This is a genomic window from Albibacterium sp. (assembly GCF_035514885.1).
GTDB lineage: Bacteria > Bacteroidota > Bacteroidia > Sphingobacteriales > Sphingobacteriaceae > Albibacterium.
This window is the reverse complement of the sequence record NZ_DATJCH010000012.1, coordinates 181,061-197,922: the sequence shown is the minus strand read 5'-3', so window position 1 is coordinate 197,922 and position 16,862 is coordinate 181,061. Positions and strand designations below refer to the sequence as shown.

17 protein-coding genes are annotated in these 16,862 nt (G+C 34.8%); 8 read left to right on the top strand and 9 right to left on the bottom strand.

Translation table 11 applies throughout. The annotated features are described in order from the left end of the window. Positions 1-21 precede the first annotated feature (21 nt). On the bottom strand, positions 22-1,065 hold the full coding sequence (locus tag VL047_RS04715; protein WP_325358946.1) for an RluA family pseudouridine synthase: 1,044 nt from the start codon (positions 1,063-1,065) through the stop codon (positions 22-24). Between the two features lie 77 nt (positions 1,066-1,142). Between VL047_RS04715 and VL047_RS04710 the strand changes: the two genes are divergently transcribed. After that, positions 1,143-2,036, top strand: a complete 894-nt coding sequence (locus VL047_RS04710) for a 1-aminocyclopropane-1-carboxylate deaminase/D-cysteine desulfhydrase (protein ID WP_325358945.1) — start codon at positions 1,143-1,145, stop codon at positions 2,034-2,036. Positions 2,037-2,054: 18 nt separating this feature from the next. Next, the gene (locus tag VL047_RS04705) at positions 2,055-2,450 is read left to right on the top strand and encodes a hypothetical protein (RefSeq protein ID WP_325358944.1); all 396 of its coding nucleotides are present in this window, start codon (positions 2,055-2,057) and stop codon (positions 2,448-2,450) included. Here VL047_RS04705 and VL047_RS04700 read toward each other — a convergent pair whose 3' ends face one another. The 3 genes from VL047_RS04700 to VL047_RS04690 are packed head-to-tail and all read right to left on the bottom strand — an operon-like array spanning position 2,451 to position 5,252. Beyond that, complete coding sequence (locus VL047_RS04700; protein WP_325358943.1) at positions 2,451-3,809, bottom strand: acyl-CoA dehydrogenase family protein; 1,359 nt, start codon at positions 3,807-3,809, stop codon at positions 2,451-2,453. Between the two features lie 32 nt (positions 3,810-3,841). After that, a complete protein-coding gene (gene bshB1, locus VL047_RS04695) occupies positions 3,842-4,585 on the bottom strand; it encodes a bacillithiol biosynthesis deacetylase BshB1 (RefSeq protein ID WP_325358942.1) in 744 nt (247 codons plus the stop codon). Positions 4,586-4,637: 52 nt separating this feature from the next. Continuing rightward, positions 4,638-5,252: a DUF4294 domain-containing protein gene (locus tag VL047_RS04690; protein WP_325358941.1), complete on the bottom strand. Its 615-nt coding sequence runs from the start codon at positions 5,250-5,252 to the stop codon at positions 4,638-4,640. A gap of 94 nt (positions 5,253-5,346) precedes the next feature. On the opposite strand from VL047_RS04690, the gene VL047_RS04685 reads away from it, so the two are divergent. The 4 genes from VL047_RS04685 (at position 5,347) to VL047_RS04670 (ending at position 10,716) form a co-directional block, all read left to right on the top strand. Beyond that, positions 5,347-7,560: a bifunctional (p)ppGpp synthetase/guanosine-3',5'-bis(diphosphate) 3'-pyrophosphohydrolase gene (locus VL047_RS04685; RefSeq protein ID WP_325358940.1), complete on the top strand. Its 2,214-nt coding sequence runs from the start codon at positions 5,347-5,349 to the stop codon at positions 7,558-7,560. 98 nt (positions 7,561-7,658) lie between these two features. Next, a complete protein-coding gene (locus VL047_RS04680) occupies positions 7,659-8,150 on the top strand; it encodes a transcriptional repressor (RefSeq protein WP_325358939.1) in 492 nt (163 codons plus the stop codon). A gap of 60 nt (positions 8,151-8,210) precedes the next feature. Further along, positions 8,211-9,485, top strand: a complete 1,275-nt coding sequence (locus VL047_RS04675) for an adenylosuccinate synthase (protein WP_325358938.1) — start codon at positions 8,211-8,213, stop codon at positions 9,483-9,485. A 22-nt stretch (positions 9,486-9,507) separates the two neighbouring features. Beyond that, a complete protein-coding gene (locus VL047_RS04670; protein WP_325358937.1) occupies positions 9,508-10,716 on the top strand; it encodes an anthranilate synthase component I family protein in 1,209 nt (402 codons plus the stop codon). Between the two features lie 22 nt (positions 10,717-10,738). Here VL047_RS04670 and VL047_RS04665 read toward each other — a convergent pair whose 3' ends face one another. From VL047_RS04665 to VL047_RS04650, 4 genes are all read right to left on the bottom strand, one after another. Then, positions 10,739-11,548 (bottom strand): M48 family metallopeptidase, encoded by an 810-nt coding sequence (locus VL047_RS04665; RefSeq protein WP_325358936.1) that lies wholly within the window; start codon positions 11,546-11,548, stop codon positions 10,739-10,741. Positions 11,549-11,610: 62 nt separating this feature from the next. Continuing rightward, the gene (gene plsY / locus VL047_RS04660; protein WP_325358935.1) at positions 11,611-12,252 is read right to left on the bottom strand and encodes a glycerol-3-phosphate 1-O-acyltransferase PlsY; all 642 of its coding nucleotides are present in this window, start codon (positions 12,250-12,252) and stop codon (positions 11,611-11,613) included. A 5-nt stretch (positions 12,253-12,257) separates the two neighbouring features. Beyond that, positions 12,258-13,133, bottom strand: a complete 876-nt coding sequence (gene nadC, locus VL047_RS04655) for a carboxylating nicotinate-nucleotide diphosphorylase (RefSeq protein ID WP_325358934.1) — start codon at positions 13,131-13,133, stop codon at positions 12,258-12,260. A gap of 70 nt (positions 13,134-13,203) precedes the next feature. Continuing rightward, positions 13,204-13,596, bottom strand: a complete 393-nt coding sequence (locus VL047_RS04650) for a DUF4783 domain-containing protein (RefSeq protein ID WP_325358933.1) — start codon at positions 13,594-13,596, stop codon at positions 13,204-13,206. Positions 13,597-13,817: 221 nt separating this feature from the next. On the opposite strand from VL047_RS04650, the gene gpmI reads away from it, so the two are divergent. After that, positions 13,818-15,341: a 2,3-bisphosphoglycerate-independent phosphoglycerate mutase gene (gene gpmI / locus VL047_RS04645; RefSeq protein WP_325358932.1), complete on the top strand. Its 1,524-nt coding sequence runs from the start codon at positions 13,818-13,820 to the stop codon at positions 15,339-15,341. A gap of 19 nt (positions 15,342-15,360) precedes the next feature. After that, complete coding sequence (locus VL047_RS04640) at positions 15,361-15,900, top strand: hypothetical protein (RefSeq protein WP_325358931.1); 540 nt, start codon at positions 15,361-15,363, stop codon at positions 15,898-15,900. Positions 15,901-15,968: 68 nt separating this feature from the next. On the opposite strand, the gene VL047_RS04635 is transcribed toward VL047_RS04640, so the two are convergent. Next, the gene (locus VL047_RS04635; RefSeq protein WP_325358930.1) at positions 15,969-16,613 is read right to left on the bottom strand and encodes a tetratricopeptide repeat protein; all 645 of its coding nucleotides are present in this window, start codon (positions 16,611-16,613) and stop codon (positions 15,969-15,971) included. Positions 16,614-16,862 lie beyond the last annotated feature (249 nt).

Genomic DNA, 16,862 nt, shown 5'->3' with positions numbered 1-16,862 from the left:
AACTGATAAAAAAACAATTTTCTATTTATTTCCTTCATGGTCATATTGAACATATGACCTCCATTTCTCCAAACATAAACGAAAATCCTCTGGTAATGGTTTATCAAAGACCACCTTTTTTTTACTTGATGGATGAACGAAGCCAATTACCTGAGCATGTAAAGCCTGTCTGGGCAATAGAGTAAAGCAATTATCAATAAATTGCTTATACTTAGAAAACACAGTTCCTTTAACTATTCTATCACCTCCATACATTGCATCATTAAATAAAGGATGACCTATAGACTTCAAATGGGTACGGATTTGATGGGTCCTACCAGTTTCCAACTGACATTCTATCAGGGTAACATATCCAAGACGCTCAAGAACTTTATAATGAGTAACCGACCACTTTCCTTGATCTTCAGAGTCGTACATAGACATTACTCTACGGTCTTTTAAACTTCTACCTATATATCCTGTAATGGTTCCATCTTCCGTAATATCTCCCCAAACTAAAGCCACATATTTTCTTTCTATACTATGATCGAAAAACTGTTTAGCCAAATTCGTCATTGTCCACTCATTCTTTGCAATAACCAACAAACCACTCGTATCTTTATCAATACGATGTACCAAACCAGGTCTGCCATCATTACCAGGCATTTGAGGCAATGAATTGAAATGATATGTTAACGCATTAACAAGTGTACCGGTATAATTATTATATCCAGGATGAACAACCATTCCTGCCGACTTGTTAACAATTAACAAATCATTATCTTCATAAATAATATCTAATGGAATATCCTCTGGATAAACTTCTGTATCTCTTGGAGGATGAGGAAACACTACAGAAATTACATCTTCAGGTTTTATTTTATAACTAGCCTTAACTTCTCTCTCATTAACTAACACATTCCCTGCATCAATGGCATTTTGAATTCGATTTCTTGAAGCATTTTCAACACGATTCATTAAAAACTTATCAATGCGGAGAAGTGTCTGACCCTTATCCACTATTATTCTTAAGTGCTCAAATAAATCCTGATCGCTACTATCCTGTGGATTGAGTTCATCTATCATATTTTGCAAAAATAGCATATGTTATGCAAACGCTCTTAGAAATACTTAATTTTATAAAAAAACATCATACTGACTGAATGGAATTTAATTTTGATTTTTCTAGCCCTGAACAAAACGTAACCTTACCATTAAGTGAAGAAAAAGGAATTAAAATATCTATCAAACGGGACGATATGATTCACCCCTATATTTCTGGCAACAAATGGAGAAAGCTTAAGTATCTTATCATTAAAGCCGGTGATGAAAATAAGGATCATCTAGTAACATTTGGCGGCACCTGGTCTAATCATATATTAGCAACAGCTGCAGCAGCTGCACAGTTTAAATTTAAAAGTACAGCTTATGTCCGAGGAGATAAAGTAGATAATCCAGTTTTAAATCTATGTAAGCTATTTGGAATGAATATTCATTTTGTTACACGAGAAGACTACAAAAACAAAGAAGAACTCTTTCAAAAATATCACCAAAATGATTCATCTTCCTTTTTTATTAATGAGGGAGGATATTCTCTGGAAGCCACCAAAGGTTGCGAAGAAATTATATCTGAATTAACAGAAAATTATGATTATGTTTTTGCTGCCTGTGGAACAGGTGCAACCCTAGCTGGCTTAGCAAAAGGTGCAAGCAAATACCAGCCTGATATTCGGGTCCATGGAATTCCTGTATTAAAAGGAGGGGATTTTATTGAAACGGCTGTTCATGCTCTCTATCCTCAGGCAAAAATATGCCTCCATACTAATTATCATTTTGGTGGTTATGCTAAAAGTAAACCCGCGTTAATTGAGTTTATAAAGAGCTTCTGCGCAGAAACAGGTATACTAATTGAGCCGGTTTATACAGGGAAATTATTTTTTGCTGTAATGGACTTGATCTCAAAAGATTACTTTAAAAAAGGGGATCGGGTTTTAATTTTACATAGCGGGGGACTAACGGGATTTCTAGGCCAGCAAGCAAAATTTCAGTACTTTTGAGCCTAATTTAAATTTGAGATGAGTAAAGTAAATAAAAAACGATGGATTTGGTTTGGTTTTGTGGCTGTATTGATCCTGATTGTTGTTATTAGCGATTCTTCATTATTAACAAATTCGCAAAAAATACGAGGAGGGTTCACAGAAACTGCATTTTACAGAAACGAAAACAATTCAGGTCCGGTAATTCGTGTATATGCAGTAAAAGTAGATAGTCCTTTAGTTGCCGATTATGATTCTTATGGAAACTCAATGCCACATACGGAACACGGTCTAACGAAAATATTTTTCTTCGATGCTAAAGCAGGTGCACCCGACAAACTAACAATGAACTCTCCCCACTATGACACTACATTATATAAAACCATATGGGTATTTCAAAAAAATGCTGTTGGCCGAGTGACTGAGGATAAATAGTTAAACGAAAGCACTATAGCCAGTTATAGCCCTACCAACAATTAAAGAGTTAATTTCCTTCGTTCCTTCATATGAATAAATAGCCTCTGCATCTGCAACGAAACGGGCTACATTGTATTCCATTAAAATACCATTTCCGCCCATAACTTCACGTGCCCTACTAACGATATCTCGCATTCTTAGAGTGCAAAATACTTTTGCTAATGAAGCATGTTCATCTTTTAAGAGATCATTATCTTGCAGCTCCGATAATCGATAGACCAGTGTCTGCATAGCAGTAAGATTAGATAACATTTCAACCAAATGGTTCTGAATCAACTGAAAGGATGCAATCGGCTTACCAAATTGTTCACGCTTCCGCGTATAATCTAATGCATTTTCGTATGCTCCTCGCGCACAGCCAACAGCCATCCAGGCAACTCCGGCCCTAGTCATCCTCAATATATTAGCAGTATCCTTAAAAGAATTAGCATAAGGTAATCTATCCGCTTCTTGAACAATGCAATTTTTAAGAGTTATTAATCCGTTTTGCACAATGCGCAAAGATAATTTTCCCTTTATTTTCTCAACGTTATATCCGGGAGAACCTTTTCTCACTAAAAACCCTTTTACTTGATTATCATCTAAATCTCTTGCCCAAATAATAGTTACATCTGAAAAAGGGGCATTGCCAATCCACTTCTTTTGGCCATTCAAAACCCAGCCCTCGTCTGTTTTCTTCGCTGTTGTTGTTAACCCTCCTGCTGCTCCTGATCCTACTTCCGGCTCAGTGAGACCGAATGCTCCAATTTTCTTCAATTGTTGCAATTGAGGCAACCATTCATTTTTTTGTTCTTCAGAGCCACACAGATAGATGGAGCCCATAACTAGTCCACTTTGAACACCAAAAAAAGTCGCTATAGAAGAATCAATCCTCGCCATTTCCATAGCAATGATACCTTCCATTAGAAAAGATAGATTGGGACAACCATAACCTTCATAAGTAACACCACACAGGTTTAATTCAGCAAACTTAGGTAGTATTTCAAAAGGGAATTCATCATTTAACCAGTACTTATTTACGATAGGTTTGATTTCAGTCTCCATAAAACTTCTAACCTTAAGTTGAATAGCTCGCTCTTCCTCGGTTAAACGAAGGTGAACCTCATAAAAATCACCGTTAATAGTTGGCAGTTCGCGATTTCCTTTATTTGCGTAAAGCATTTTCATCAATCCGGATATCTGACTGTCGTCTAATTTCGAAAAACCCTCCAATGCTTTAGGAAGATCTACCTTTTCTGACAGTTTATTCAATTGATCAAAATCAATTTGCTTTAACAACTTAAAAGCACTTTTAATTTTAGAAAAAGCAGTAGCCATAATTAGGGTATTATTTGTGATGGTCCATTTATTTATAGGAGATCAAACAAATTGTTTACTCCCAGTAATCTTCGACATGTAAAACCTTCTGCATATCTTGCTTGAATGTTTTTCCCAAATTCAAGTGCCCTGCTTTCTATAACTTCTAAAAATTCGGGTCTAGAGATATACGTTTGAGGTTCATTCTCTTTATACTCCGGATTAAAAAACTGAGTTTTATACGCTTGTATTACTTCTATTTTCTTCTCCCAATAATCACTTATATCAACAACAATATCTGGCTTTATATAATAATCTTGTATGAGTTGCAACAATAACCTGGGACGATGGATATCCTGTTCTTCACCATTGTCTTGAGTTGTTATTTTACGCAAACCAGCTAAAAAAACAGCATCATTTACCAGATCACCCGCTCGCCCATGGTCTGGATGTCGATCACGTAATGCATTCGAAATGATTATTTCTGGTTTATATTTCCGAATTGCTGAAATCACCTGTAATTGATGTTCTTCATCATTACGAAAAAAGCCATCTCTCATTTTCAAATTCTCACGAATACTTATGCCCAGTAATTCTGTTGCTTTAGCTGCTTCTTCACGACGGGTTTCGGCTGTCCCCCGCGTTCCCAACTCGCCTTGTGTTAGATCAATAATTCCAACTTTTTTGCCTGCTGCAATATGTTTAAGGATTGTACCAGCACATCCTAATTCAGCATCATCTGGATGCACAGTAATGACTAATAAATCCAATTTAAGATTTAAGTTTTCTAAATTCATATAGTATTAAAGTAAGGTATCGAAGCGAATTCGATTATTAAGAAAGTCTAAATTAATAAAATCGATACATACTGTCAGAGTTCCGGATAATATTTTCAATATCACGATCAGTTTCACGATTGTATTCATTCTTTAAGTTATGTCCGAAAACTCGCGCTAAGGATTGGTAGAAAAACGCCGGGACACCTCCTTTTAATTCCTTAACCAACTCATAACTCGTATTCCCTGTTTGACGGTCAATTAATTTTAACAATATTTCTCCCTGAGATATTGTCATATTTTTAACCTCCTTATAGAACATGTTTTTAATATCTTGTTCACATTGTTTTATTAATCTTTTCTTCTCTTTCCTATTACCAGTCAAAGCTAAATCCCGGTATAATTGATCGTACTTTTGTTGAGCAATCCTTGCATAAGGTAATACCTTTAGTACATTATATCTCAATCTATTATATGCCAATCGATCTGCTTCAGTCTTAAAAGTACGTCGTCCATAAATATTCACTTCCCTAAGCAGAATCCAAGGCACACGCTCGCCATCTAACAATGTTGTTGGAACATTAATAGCTACCGCTGGCATTTCAAAACGTTCTTGATTTTCTTGTGCGTGCAGCACAAGTCCACAAAAAAGTAACGGAAATGTTAAATAAAATGCTAAAAAATTCATATATTTAACTATGCTAAACTCACGACTAATTTATGAAAAATTTGTTTCAATAAATAATATTAATCGTTGAAGGGATAGAAAGAGAGAATAACTTATGAAAGAAATTGTAATCGATTTAGAGTCCGAAAAAAAAGAGATTCTAAAGCGATATCGCGCATTATTAAGAGCTTGTAAGCCAACTATGCAGAAAGGCGATAAGCAAATGATTCGGAAAGCATTTGATATAGCTTTAGAGAGTCATAGCGATATGCGAAGAAAATCTGGCGAACCATACATTTATCATCCAATTGCAGTAGCTCAAATTGCTGCAGAGGAAATTGGATTGGGAACTACATCCATCGTGTGTGCTTTATTACATGATGTAGTAGAGGACACCGATATGTCCTTATTAGATATTGAGCTTGTATTTGGAAAGAAGGTTAGTAAAATCATCGACGGACTAACAAAAATATCAGGGATATTTGACCCTAATAGCTCAATACAAGCCGAGAATTTTAGAAAAATGCTGCTTACGCTGGCAGATGACGTTCGGGTTATTTTGATTAAACTGGCTGATCGCTTGCATAATATGCGAACCATGGAGTTTATGCCCAGAGATAAGCAATTAAAGATAGCGTCAGAGACTAGCTACCTATATGCTCCACTTGCACATAGATTAGGACTGTATGCCATCAAATCTGAACTGGAAGATCTTTCCATGAAGTATACCGATCCGGATACTTATAAATTTATAGCTCGAAAATTAAATGAGAAAAAGGCAGAACGTGAACGTTATGTTACTGAGTTTGTTGAACCTATAAAGGAAATATTAGCTGAACAAGGCATAGATGCTAAAGTATTTGGACGTTCCAAATCTATTCATTCCATTTGGAATAAGATGCGCAAAAAGTCAACTCCCTTCGAAGAAGTTTATGATCTATTTGCTATTCGTATCATCATAGACGCTCAACCCGAGTTTGAAAAAGCAGATTGTTGGAAAGCCTATTCAATTGTTACTGATTTATACAGGCCGAATCCAGACCGATTAAGAGACTGGATATCTTCTCCGAAAGGAAACGGATACGAATCCTTACATACTACCGTAATGGGACCTAAGGGGCAGTGGGTAGAAGTTCAAATCCGCACAACACGAATGAATGAAATCGCTGAAAAAGGATTTGCTGCTCACTGGAAATATAAAGAGTCCAACCCGGATAGTGGCTTAGATCAGTGGATACAAAAAGTACGGGATATCTTAAGCAGCCCGGAGAGCAATGCGCTTGATTTTGTTGCTGATTTTAAAATGAATCTATTCTCTGATGAAATATTTATCTTCACACCAAAGGGTTCTTTAATTCAGCTACCACAAGGTGCGACAGCTCTTGATTTTGCTTTTGAAATCCACTCCGACCTGGGGGCGAGCTGTATTGGAGCAAAAGTAAATCACAAGCTTGTTCCAATCTCCCATATTCTTCAAAATGGAGATCAGGTAGAAATTATCACATCAACAAAACAGTCTCCAAAAGAAGATTGGTTGAATTTTGTAGTAACAGCGAAAGCTAAATCTAAAATAAAGTCTTCCTTAAAAGAAGAAAAAAGAAAAGTAGCCGAAGATGGCAAGGAAATTCTAGAGCGCAAATTAAAATCCTTAAAAGTAACTTATAACACAGACAATTTAAATAAACTCACTCAGTTCTTTAAACTCTTTTCTACCCAAGATCTATTTTACAACATAGCTAAAGGAGAGATTGATCTAAAAGATTTACGAGAGTTTGCCTTAGCCGAGAAATCTACAGATGCTGTTAGTTCCAATCATTTCGATTCTCATGTTGAAGGATTAGTTAGAAAGATTAACAAAAGGGATCAAGAAACATTGTTAATCGGAGACGACCTTCAAAAGATAGATTATACCCTTTCTCCTTGCTGCAACCCAATTCCAGGTGATGATGTATTCGGGTTTGTAACTATAAATGACGGTATTAAAATTCATCGGAACAACTGTCCAAATGCAGCTTCATTAATGGCAAACTATGCCTATAGAGTTGTTAAAGCGAAGTGGACATCACAAAAAGAACTTGCTTTTTTAACAGGCTTATCTATACTAGGAATCGACGATGTTGGTTTAGTAAACCGAATTACAAAGGTAATCTCAGAGGATTTCAAAATCAATATCCGATCAATTACAATCTCTAGCAATGAAGGCATTTTCGAAGGCTGTATTATGGTTTATGTTAATAGCACTGATCATCTGGAAAGACTAATTAAAAGACTAAAACAAATAAAAGGAATTACTGGGGTCAACCGTTTTGAATCAGAAATAGTATCGTAAACTGCTAATTATAGATCATTTATCTAAAAAGATATCAATTCATTGAATTTTCCGCATTTCAATTTTTTTGGGTAAATTTGTTCCTTTAAGAAAAACAAATGACTGTACAAGACTCATTTCAAGTCGTAAAGAAAATTTTCGAGGCTTACCTTGAAAATAAAAGCTTAAGGAAAACGCCCGAACGTTTTGCCATACTTGAAGAAATTTATTCAAGAAACGATCATTTTGATGTGGAATCATTATATATCCACATGAAAAATAAAAAATACAGAGTTAGTCGTGCTACTGTATATAATACTCTTGAGCTCTTGGTTTCATGTGATTTAGTAAAAAAACATCAATTCGGGAAGAATATGGCTCAATTTGAGAAGTCATATGGTTTTAAACAGCATGATCATGTTATTTGTATCGAATGCAGTAAAGTTGTAGAATTCTGTGATCCCCGAATCCATCAAATCCAATCTATGATTGGTGAACTATTAAATTTCGATATTAAGCATCACTCATTAAACCTATATGGTATTTGTAGTGCTTGTGCTTCAAAACGTAATAAAGAAGAACAATCACTTCTAAGTAAAGGTTCTCTTTAATCATTAAAATGATTAGCAAATACTATTAAATAATTAATTTCACTTTCTATAAAAAAAATTATGCAAGTTGATATACTTTTGGGTCTTCAATGGGGCGACGAAGGTAAGGGAAAAATTGTTGACGTTCTATGTCCACAATATGACCTGATAGCACGTTTTCAAGGCGGTCCAAATGCGGGCCATACGTTGGAATTCGACCAACAGAAATACGTATTAAACACCATCCCGTCTGGAATATTTAATGACAAAATCCTAAACGTAATTGGCAACGGAGTAGTAATTGATCCAATTATCTTAAAAAGAGAGATCGACAGTCTAAAAAAGAATGGATTCGATCCTGTATCTAAAGGTAAATTGGTAATTGCTAGAAAAGCACATCTTATTCTGCCTACTCATCAACTATTAGATGCAGCCTCAGAATCTAAAATGGGAGATGCAAAAATTGGTTCAACATTAAAAGGTATAGGTCCTACTTATATGGATAAAACCGGCAGAAACGGTTTACGTATTGGAGATACTACATTACCTGATTTTCAAGCACGCTATAACAAGCTTGTAGAAAAACATAAATCTATTTTATCTCATTATGGAGATATCCCTGATTTTAGTGAAAAAGAAAAACAGTTCTTCGAAGCTATAGAATTCCTAAAAACAATTCCACATGTGGATAGTGAACATTTAATAAACAAAGCACTACAAGATGGTAAAAAAGTCTTGGCAGAAGGTGCTCAAGGCACTTTGCTTGATATAGATTTTGGATCCTACCCATTCGTTACGTCATCTAATACAACCTCTGCCGGAGCTTGCATTGGCTTGGGAGTATCACCTCAAAAGATTGGCAACGTAATTGGAATCTTTAAAGCATACTGTACACGTGTAGGAAGTGGACCATTTCCTACAGAACTAGACAATGAAATCGGTGAAAACCTAAGACAAATCGGCCATGAGTTTGGTGCTACTACTGGTAGAGCCAGACGTACAGGCTGGATCGATATTCCTGCTTTAAAATATGCCATTATGTTGAATGGAGTTACTGAATTAGTAATGACTAAAGCTGATGTATTGAGTGGATTTGATGAAATAAGTGTTTGCACACATTATATCCAGGATGGAGAAAAAATTGATTACATGCCTTATGATATTATTTCTATTAAACCAGAACCTGTAATTGAAAATCTACCTGGGTGGAAAGAAGATATAACTAAAATAACTTCAACAGAGGAAATTCCAGAGGCGCTGAAAAATTATATTAGTTATTTAGAAGAAAAATTAAATGTACCTATAAAATACCTTTCAGTAGGTCCTGATCGTGTACAAACTTTGATATTAAAATAATTCAACAAATAAATACAGTTTCGTGATTTACGAACCTATAAATATCGATCTATTTAAAGAAAAAGCCCAGTTATGGGCTTCTTCTTTTTCTACCCTTTGTATATTAAATTCAAATAATTATTACGATCCATTTGGTTCAATATCTCTAATGATTGCGGTTGGAGAAAAATCCAAATTTGAATCCGACAGCTTACAGAACTTCAAAGACTTACAGAGCTTCCTGAATAAATATCCGGAAGAAATCATTCCCGGCTATTTAACGTATGACTTTAATGCATTCTTCTTTGTACCTGATTATCTTTTATCTTTTGACAAAAATAGCGTACAAATAAAAGCTGATAATCCACATGCCATCATTAAGGCAATAGAATTAGTAGAAATCAAGAACGAAGCCATTAATTTTCAGGGCAAAATAAAAAGTCGGATGTCCCGCCAAGAATATAAATCTGCATTTCAAAAACTTCAAGAACATATCTTTAAAGGAGATATATACGAAGTTAATTTATGCCAAGAGTTCTATTCTGAGAATGCAAAGCTAAATTGCTTCGCTGCTTATAAAGAATTAAACACTATATCTCCCACCCCGTTTTCCTGCTTTTTAAAACATGGAGATACTTATATTATATCTGCATCACCAGAACGTTTCCTTTCTAAGAGAGGTAAAAAACTAATATCTCAACCTATTAAAGGAACTGCACCAAGAGGAAAAACACAAGACGAGGATAATGAAATAAGAAACAAACTCAGAAATAATCCAAAAGAAATCAGCGAGAATATTATGATTGTTGATCTAGTCAGAAATGACCTAACCAGAAGCGCTAAAGAGGGAACAGTTAAGGTCGAAGAATTACTTGGTGTATACAGTTTCAAACAAGTTCATCAATTAATATCAACAATCAGCTGCATCATTAAACCGGACATAGACGCAACAACTGCAATTCAGAATACCTTCCCTCCTGGTTCAATGACTGGAGCACCGAAAATTAGTGCAATAAATTTAATAAATCAATACGAAAAGGGGAATCGTGGTTTATATGCTGGATCTATCGGATACTTTCATGGAAAAGACAATTTCGACTTTAATGTTGTTATTCGAACAATAATATATAACTCTAAGACCGGCTACTTATCTTTCCATGTTGGCGGTGCCATTACAGCCTATGCAAATGAAAATGATGAATATCAAGAATGTTTATTAAAAGCTTCTGCAATAAATAAATTGCTATCCTGATGTTATCACCTCAACAAATGCATTAATTAGCTTTATAATATTTCATCGCTTCCGGAATTAACTTCTTAATATCGTTTATTCGACGAGCATCACTTGGATGTGAACTCAAAAATTCAGGAGGAGTTCCAGAACCCTCTTTTGCATTCATCATTCTGGTCCAGAAATTAACAGCCTCATTTGGATTATATCCAGCCATTGCCATAAAGATGAGACCCATTCTATCAGCTTCAGACTCTTGATTGCGTGAATAATTTAAAATAGCTAATTGACCTCCTATGCCATAAAGTTGATTAATAACTGTTTGAGCAGCTTGAGATTGTCCCGATGAAGCAGCACCGATAAGAGAACCCCCTCCTTGTGCTAAAGCCATTTGAGAAGCTCTTTCTGCTGAATGCTTAGCAATAGCATGGGCAATCTCATGACCCATAACTGCAGCTAATCCACTTTCATTCGCTGTAACGGGCAAAATACCAGAAAATACAGCAACTTTCCCTCCAGGCATACACCAAGCATTTATATTTTTATCCTTTATCAACGCAAACTGCCAAGCGAAATTATATTGATTACCCAATCCATTATTATTAAAATAAGTGGTGATGGCACGTGAAATTCTTTGTCCAACCCTCTGAACTTCATTTGCATCTGCGGTTCCTGTAATAACAGTAGTTTCCGGACTCTTCAAAAATTGAGTATAAGCAAGTGCGGCATCTTGTCTCAAACTGCTGTCATCTATCAAACTCAATTGCTTTCTACCAGTAAAAGGCACAGTAGAGCATGCTGTTACGAAACTTATTAAAAGTAAGCCGAAAATTATCTTATGTAAATTTTTCATCTGGTCATCTATTTATTACTTTCAAAAAAGCAATTAACATGCCAGTACAACAAATTGCTGTATCATTTTTGTTTAAATAGATGAACCTTTGATTCTTTCCCTTTTAATAAACGTTCAATATTTTTCTGATGTGTTATCAAAACTAATATACAGATACATATGCCATAGAGCAGAATAGACTTTATGGGCGTATGAAATACAACCGAAACACTAAAAGGAAACGCAAAGCCTGCACAAATTGAGCTTAACGAAACATACTTAAAAAGCAGTAATAATATGACGAATACCGCAACACAAACCATTGCTGCTTCAAAATGAATAGCCAGTATCATTCCAAATAGAGTTGCTACTCCTTTACCCCCTCTAAAGCCAGCGAATATTGGAAACAAATGACCCAATACTGCGATAACACCTAAAATAAGTTGATAATTTATAAATTGAATAGAACTTTGCGGACCGGTAACCGATATACCAATAAAATAAGCAAGGTTAGTGGCAGTCCATCCCTTCAATATATCAATCACCATGACGGCAGTTCCTGCTTTAGCCCCTAAAACTCTAAAAGTATTGGTTGCACCGGCATTTCCACTACCAAATTCTCTTACATCAATCCGATAAAAAGATTGTCCCAACCAAACCGCAGTAGGTATTGAACCAAATAAATAAGCCGCTATCAAAGCTAAAATAGAAGAAATAGATATCATTAATACTACTTTTTCGAAAGGTTCTTTGTCAAATCACTTTTAAGACTTATATCTAAACTTTTCACGGAATGTGTTAATGCCCCCATAGAAATAAAATCAACTCCACATAAAGCATATTCTAAAGCATTTTCGAAGGTAATTCCCCCTGATGCTTCAGTTACAAATCGATTTCCAACTATCTGAACAGCTTCCTTCAATGTTTTAATATCAAAATTATCCAGAAGTATACGCTGTATACCGCCATGTTCTAACACCTCATTCAACTCTTGAATACTTCTAACTTCTATTTCAATATCAATATCTTTCTTATGTTCTTCTAAGTATGTATTTGCTGCATCCAAGGCATTCTTTATACCACCAGCAAAATCCACATGGTTATCTTTGATAAGAATCATATCATACAAACCAAATCGATGATTAACACCCCCACCTATTCGAACTGCCTCTTTCTCTAAGAAACGCATTCCGGGAGTTGTTTTCCGTGTATCCAAAACTCTTGTGCCGGTTACTGAAAGCAGCTTCACCACTTTGTTTGTCACGGTTGCTATACCACTCATACGTTGCATAACATTCAGAACTAATCGTTCAGCTAATAAAATACTATGTATACTCCCATAAATCTCAATAACTACATCACTCGGATTTACTTCTTGGCCATCTTCAAAAAATTGAGTTAATTCTAGGTTTTGATCTAATTCTTTAAATATAGCTACTGCTACATCTATCCCAGCCAAGATCCCATGTTCTTTTATCAGAATATGTGCTTTACCCTTTTCACCCTTTGGAATAGTAGACAATGAAGTATGGTCTCCATCACCCACATCCTCTCGAATTGCTAATTGAATAAATTGATGCAAAGCACTTTTCTGTATTTGATCCATACCGTTAATTTTCCCTCCAAAAGTAAGAATTTGCCCTGAAATACCTTAAATATTTTCAAAAACTCGTTAACTAATTAATAGCTTTCTCTATCCTGATTTCAACAATCTGAGCTTGATTGTCATTGATTTTAATAGAATATGAAACCCGGAAATATCCCTTTATTGTATTTAGCTCAATTACTGCATATTGATAGTTAGGATTACTATCTAAACGATGAACAATCTTAGAGCCTGTAGGTGAATTTGTTTTAAAGAATGATTCAAGAATAATTTCTGCCTGTACTTTGGAATATACATTATTGTCATTTAAAATCGACAAATTAACAGTTGGAGAAAAATATTTAGATATTTCCTTGGCATTTCCTTGTCGAAATTGACCAGATAATTCTGCTATCAGATCCTTTCCCAACGAATTCGAAATGCAGATAAATATAAACGCTATTGAAAGAATATAACTCTTCATTTAATTATTTGATCTCAGTTTTAATATATCATAATCATAACTAAAAGGATGCCGAGAAATCAAATATAGAATATAAAGCCCATTTAAAGAAAGATATATTTTTTATAAGATTCAAAATGTACCATTATAATAGTCTTCTAATTATTATTAAATTTGTATAATTGATATATCCAGCACTTGGATATAAGCATAATTCTTAGACAAAAAAAAATACGACTTTAATGCAAAAAGATAAAAAAGTAATGTTAATGATTCTTGATGGTTGGGGATTTGGCAAGCATGATAAAAGCAATGCTGTAGAGGCATCATCTACCCCATTCTTCAATTCTCTATTAAAAGAATATCCAAATTCTCGCTTACAGGCCTCTGGTGAATTTGTTGGGCTTCCGGATGGACAAATGGGTAATTCAGAAGTTGGCCATATGAATTTAGGTGCAGGAAGAATTGTTTACCAAGAATTAGGAAGAATAAACAAAGCCATTACTGATAATGAATTAAAAGACAATCAGGTTTTAATAGATTCATTTGATTATGCATTGAAAAACAATGCTAATATCCACTTTATTGGATTATTATCTAATGGAGGAGTCCATTCACATTACAATCATCTTATAGGCTTATGTGATATAGCTAAAAATGCAGGCTTAAAGAAAGTATATGTTCATGCATTTCTTGATGGACGAGATACAGATCCACATTCAGGAAAAGAGTTTCTTCAAATCGTAGAAGAAAAGATTTCGAGTGGGGTGGGTGAAATAGTATCAGCAGTTGGCAGATATTATGCAATGGATCGTGATAATCGTTGGGAAAGAGTAAAGAAGGCCTATGATTTATTAGTGAATGGGAAAGGTCATACAACAAAGAATATTATTGAGTCTGTTCAAGATTCTTATGATGCCGGAACAACAGACGAGTTCATAGAACCAATAGTAAAAGTAAATAGTAATGGCGAGCCAATAGCAACTATAAAAGATGGAGATGTTGTTATATGCTATAACTTCAGAACAGACCGTGCCCGAGAAATCACAACAGCCTTAACACAAAAACCACTGCCGGAATTCGGAATGCACCCACTAAATCTTCATTATGTGACCATGACTTCATATGATGAGACATTTAAAAATGTGAATGTTATTTTTAGAAAAGATGATATCGCACAAACACTTGGGGAAGTTTTAGAGCAGAATGGAAAAACTCAGGTTAGAATAGCAGAAACAGAAAAATATCCTCACGTAACATTTTTCTTCTCAGGAGGCAGAGAGAAAGAATTCATTAATGAGCGCCGCCTACTAGTTCCTTCACCAAAAGTTGCTACATACGATTTGCAGCCGGAAATGAGTGCTAATACAATTGCAGATAAAATCTGTGAAGACATAAATTCTAATAAACCAGACTTTATCTGTCTTAACTTTGCAAATCCTGATATGGTTGGTCATACCGGAGTATTCGAAGCAGTAGTTAAAGCTGTCGAAACAGTTGATCGTTGCAGTAAACAAGTTATTGAGTGCGGTCTGAAAAATGATTACTCCTTTATTATTCTTGCAGATCATGGAAATGCAGAATATATGATTAACGACGACGGAACGGTTAATACTGCTCATACTACTAACTTGGTACCTTGTATTCTAATAGATAAAGATTACAAATCAATAGCTGATGGAAAGTTAGGTGATATTGCACCGACAATATTAAAACTTATGAATGTTCCAATACCCGAAAAAATGACAGGACTGACATTAGTTTAATCAAGAAGTAGCTAAACTAATGTTAAAAACTTTATTATATAGCTTTTACCTAATTCTATTTCTATTTAGCTCCTGTTCAGAGGTTAAAAATACGACATCAGTTGATCTCGTTTATTTTGACCTTAAAGGTTATTTTTCAAATGAAGCAGCCAGATTAACCTCGATGCAACAATCTGTTCGTAAAGAGGTCAGTAGGAACGGCGAGAAGGAGAGCAAGGTCATCCTAATAAATGATTGGACAAAGGAGTTTGATCTTTTTATCGAATCTGATATTAATAAACCATCTTGGACTTCGAGCTATAAAGTAGAGACTAACGGGGATACTACCTTTTATCGAGCCTTAACCCCCGATTTACGAACTCGATTAATTCAGATAATTAAAGAAGAGGGTAAGAATATAAAGTCAATATCAATTAGCAACAAATCACTGAACAAACTTTACAAAAGTCACGAAACTCTTTTCTATTACCCAGATTCAATTTATATAATTAAAAAAGAACAGTATGTACGCTTTCTAAGCGAGAATAAATATAGCGTAACAGGAATTTTTACCGATTAGGAAATTATAAATAAAGAAAGGGCCTGATAACTATGCTATCAGGCCCTTTCTTTATTTATAATGATTTCTTATAAACTGCTTCTATAAACCTTAACTTTCTTCAGTTCTAAATCAAGATCCTTTCTATTTGGATTTCTCTTCAACACAGTTTCTAAATCCTTAATACAATTGTCATATGATTCAATCGCTGAAGTTTTATTATAATTCTTAGAAGAAGTTGTACCAATTAAATTCCCAAGATCTCTGTAAGCCATCGCTCTATTCTGATAAAGTTTAGCATCGCTATCATTCATTTCAATAGCTTTAGTATAGTCGCTAATGCTTGCCTGTAACAAATCACTCCGTTGACCATCGTTTAACTTTGAATCAGGATCAACTGCAAGTGTATTTTGAGCTTTTGCACGATAGTAGTATGCAGATACGTCTGTTGGTCTACCTTTAATAACAGTAGAAAATGACTTAGCAGCTCCCGTATAATCATTTGATTGATACTGCGAATAACCCAACATATAAAGGATATCTAAATTTTGCGGATCTGAAGGAAGCGCTTTTTCAAGATTCGTAACAGCAACCTTAAAATCCCCATCAATTAATGCTTTTTGGCCAAGCCTAACATAAGGATTTACATTATTATCCGCACTCTGCGCAAACGCAGGAATACTTCCAACAATAAACAATCCTGCTATTACAACTTTTTTTACACTTAGGTGCATTCTATTCAATTTGATTCTCATATACATTTCTAATTTCGGATAATAAATATAAAGTTAAGAAATCTTGTTAACAATACTTAAACTCATTTCTTCTCTTTTTATTATGGGTTAATACAAAAACGATACCGAAAATACAATTAAACAGAAATTCTGTCGCTACTTAACCATCTGCAGAGATTGGCATACGCCTTGCACATATTACGTCTACTATATGAATTGAATAAAATCCGATGTTTCTGCTGTCAATAT

Coding starts and splice junctions, on each gene's coding strand:
- VL047_RS04715 (WP_325358946.1), bottom strand. CDS start 1,065: ATGATAGATGAACTCAATCCACAGGATAGTAGCGATCAGGATTTATTT.
- VL047_RS04710 (WP_325358945.1), top strand. CDS start 1,143: ATGGAATTTAATTTTGATTTTTCTAGCCCTGAACAAAACGTAACCTTA.
- VL047_RS04705 (WP_325358944.1), top strand. CDS start 2,055: ATGAGTAAAGTAAATAAAAAACGATGGATTTGGTTTGGTTTTGTGGCT.
- VL047_RS04700 (WP_325358943.1), bottom strand. CDS start 3,809: ATGGCTACTGCTTTTTCTAAAATTAAAAGTGCTTTTAAGTTGTTAAAG.
- bshB1 (WP_325358942.1), bottom strand. CDS start 4,585: ATGAATTTAGAAAACTTAAATCTTAAATTGGATTTATTAGTCATTACT.
- VL047_RS04690 (WP_325358941.1), bottom strand. CDS start 5,252: ATGAATTTTTTAGCATTTTATTTAACATTTCCGTTACTTTTTTGTGGA.
- VL047_RS04685 (WP_325358940.1), top strand. CDS start 5,347: ATGAAAGAAATTGTAATCGATTTAGAGTCCGAAAAAAAAGAGATTCTA.
- VL047_RS04680 (WP_325358939.1), top strand. CDS start 7,659: ATGACTGTACAAGACTCATTTCAAGTCGTAAAGAAAATTTTCGAGGCT.
- VL047_RS04675 (WP_325358938.1), top strand. CDS start 8,211: ATGCAAGTTGATATACTTTTGGGTCTTCAATGGGGCGACGAAGGTAAG.
- VL047_RS04665 (WP_325358936.1), bottom strand. CDS start 11,548: ATGAAAAATTTACATAAGATAATTTTCGGCTTACTTTTAATAAGTTTC.
- plsY (WP_325358935.1), bottom strand. CDS start 12,252: ATGATATCTATTTCTTCTATTTTAGCTTTGATAGCGGCTTATTTATTT.
- nadC (WP_325358934.1), bottom strand. CDS start 13,133: ATGGATCAAATACAGAAAAGTGCTTTGCATCAATTTATTCAATTAGCA.
- VL047_RS04650 (WP_325358933.1), bottom strand. CDS start 13,596: ATGAAGAGTTATATTCTTTCAATAGCGTTTATATTTATCTGCATTTCG.
- gpmI (WP_325358932.1), top strand. CDS start 13,818: ATGCAAAAAGATAAAAAAGTAATGTTAATGATTCTTGATGGTTGGGGA.
- VL047_RS04640 (WP_325358931.1), top strand. CDS start 15,361: ATGTTAAAAACTTTATTATATAGCTTTTACCTAATTCTATTTCTATTT.
- VL047_RS04635 (WP_325358930.1), bottom strand. CDS start 16,613: ATGCACCTAAGTGTAAAAAAAGTTGTAATAGCAGGATTGTTTATTGTT.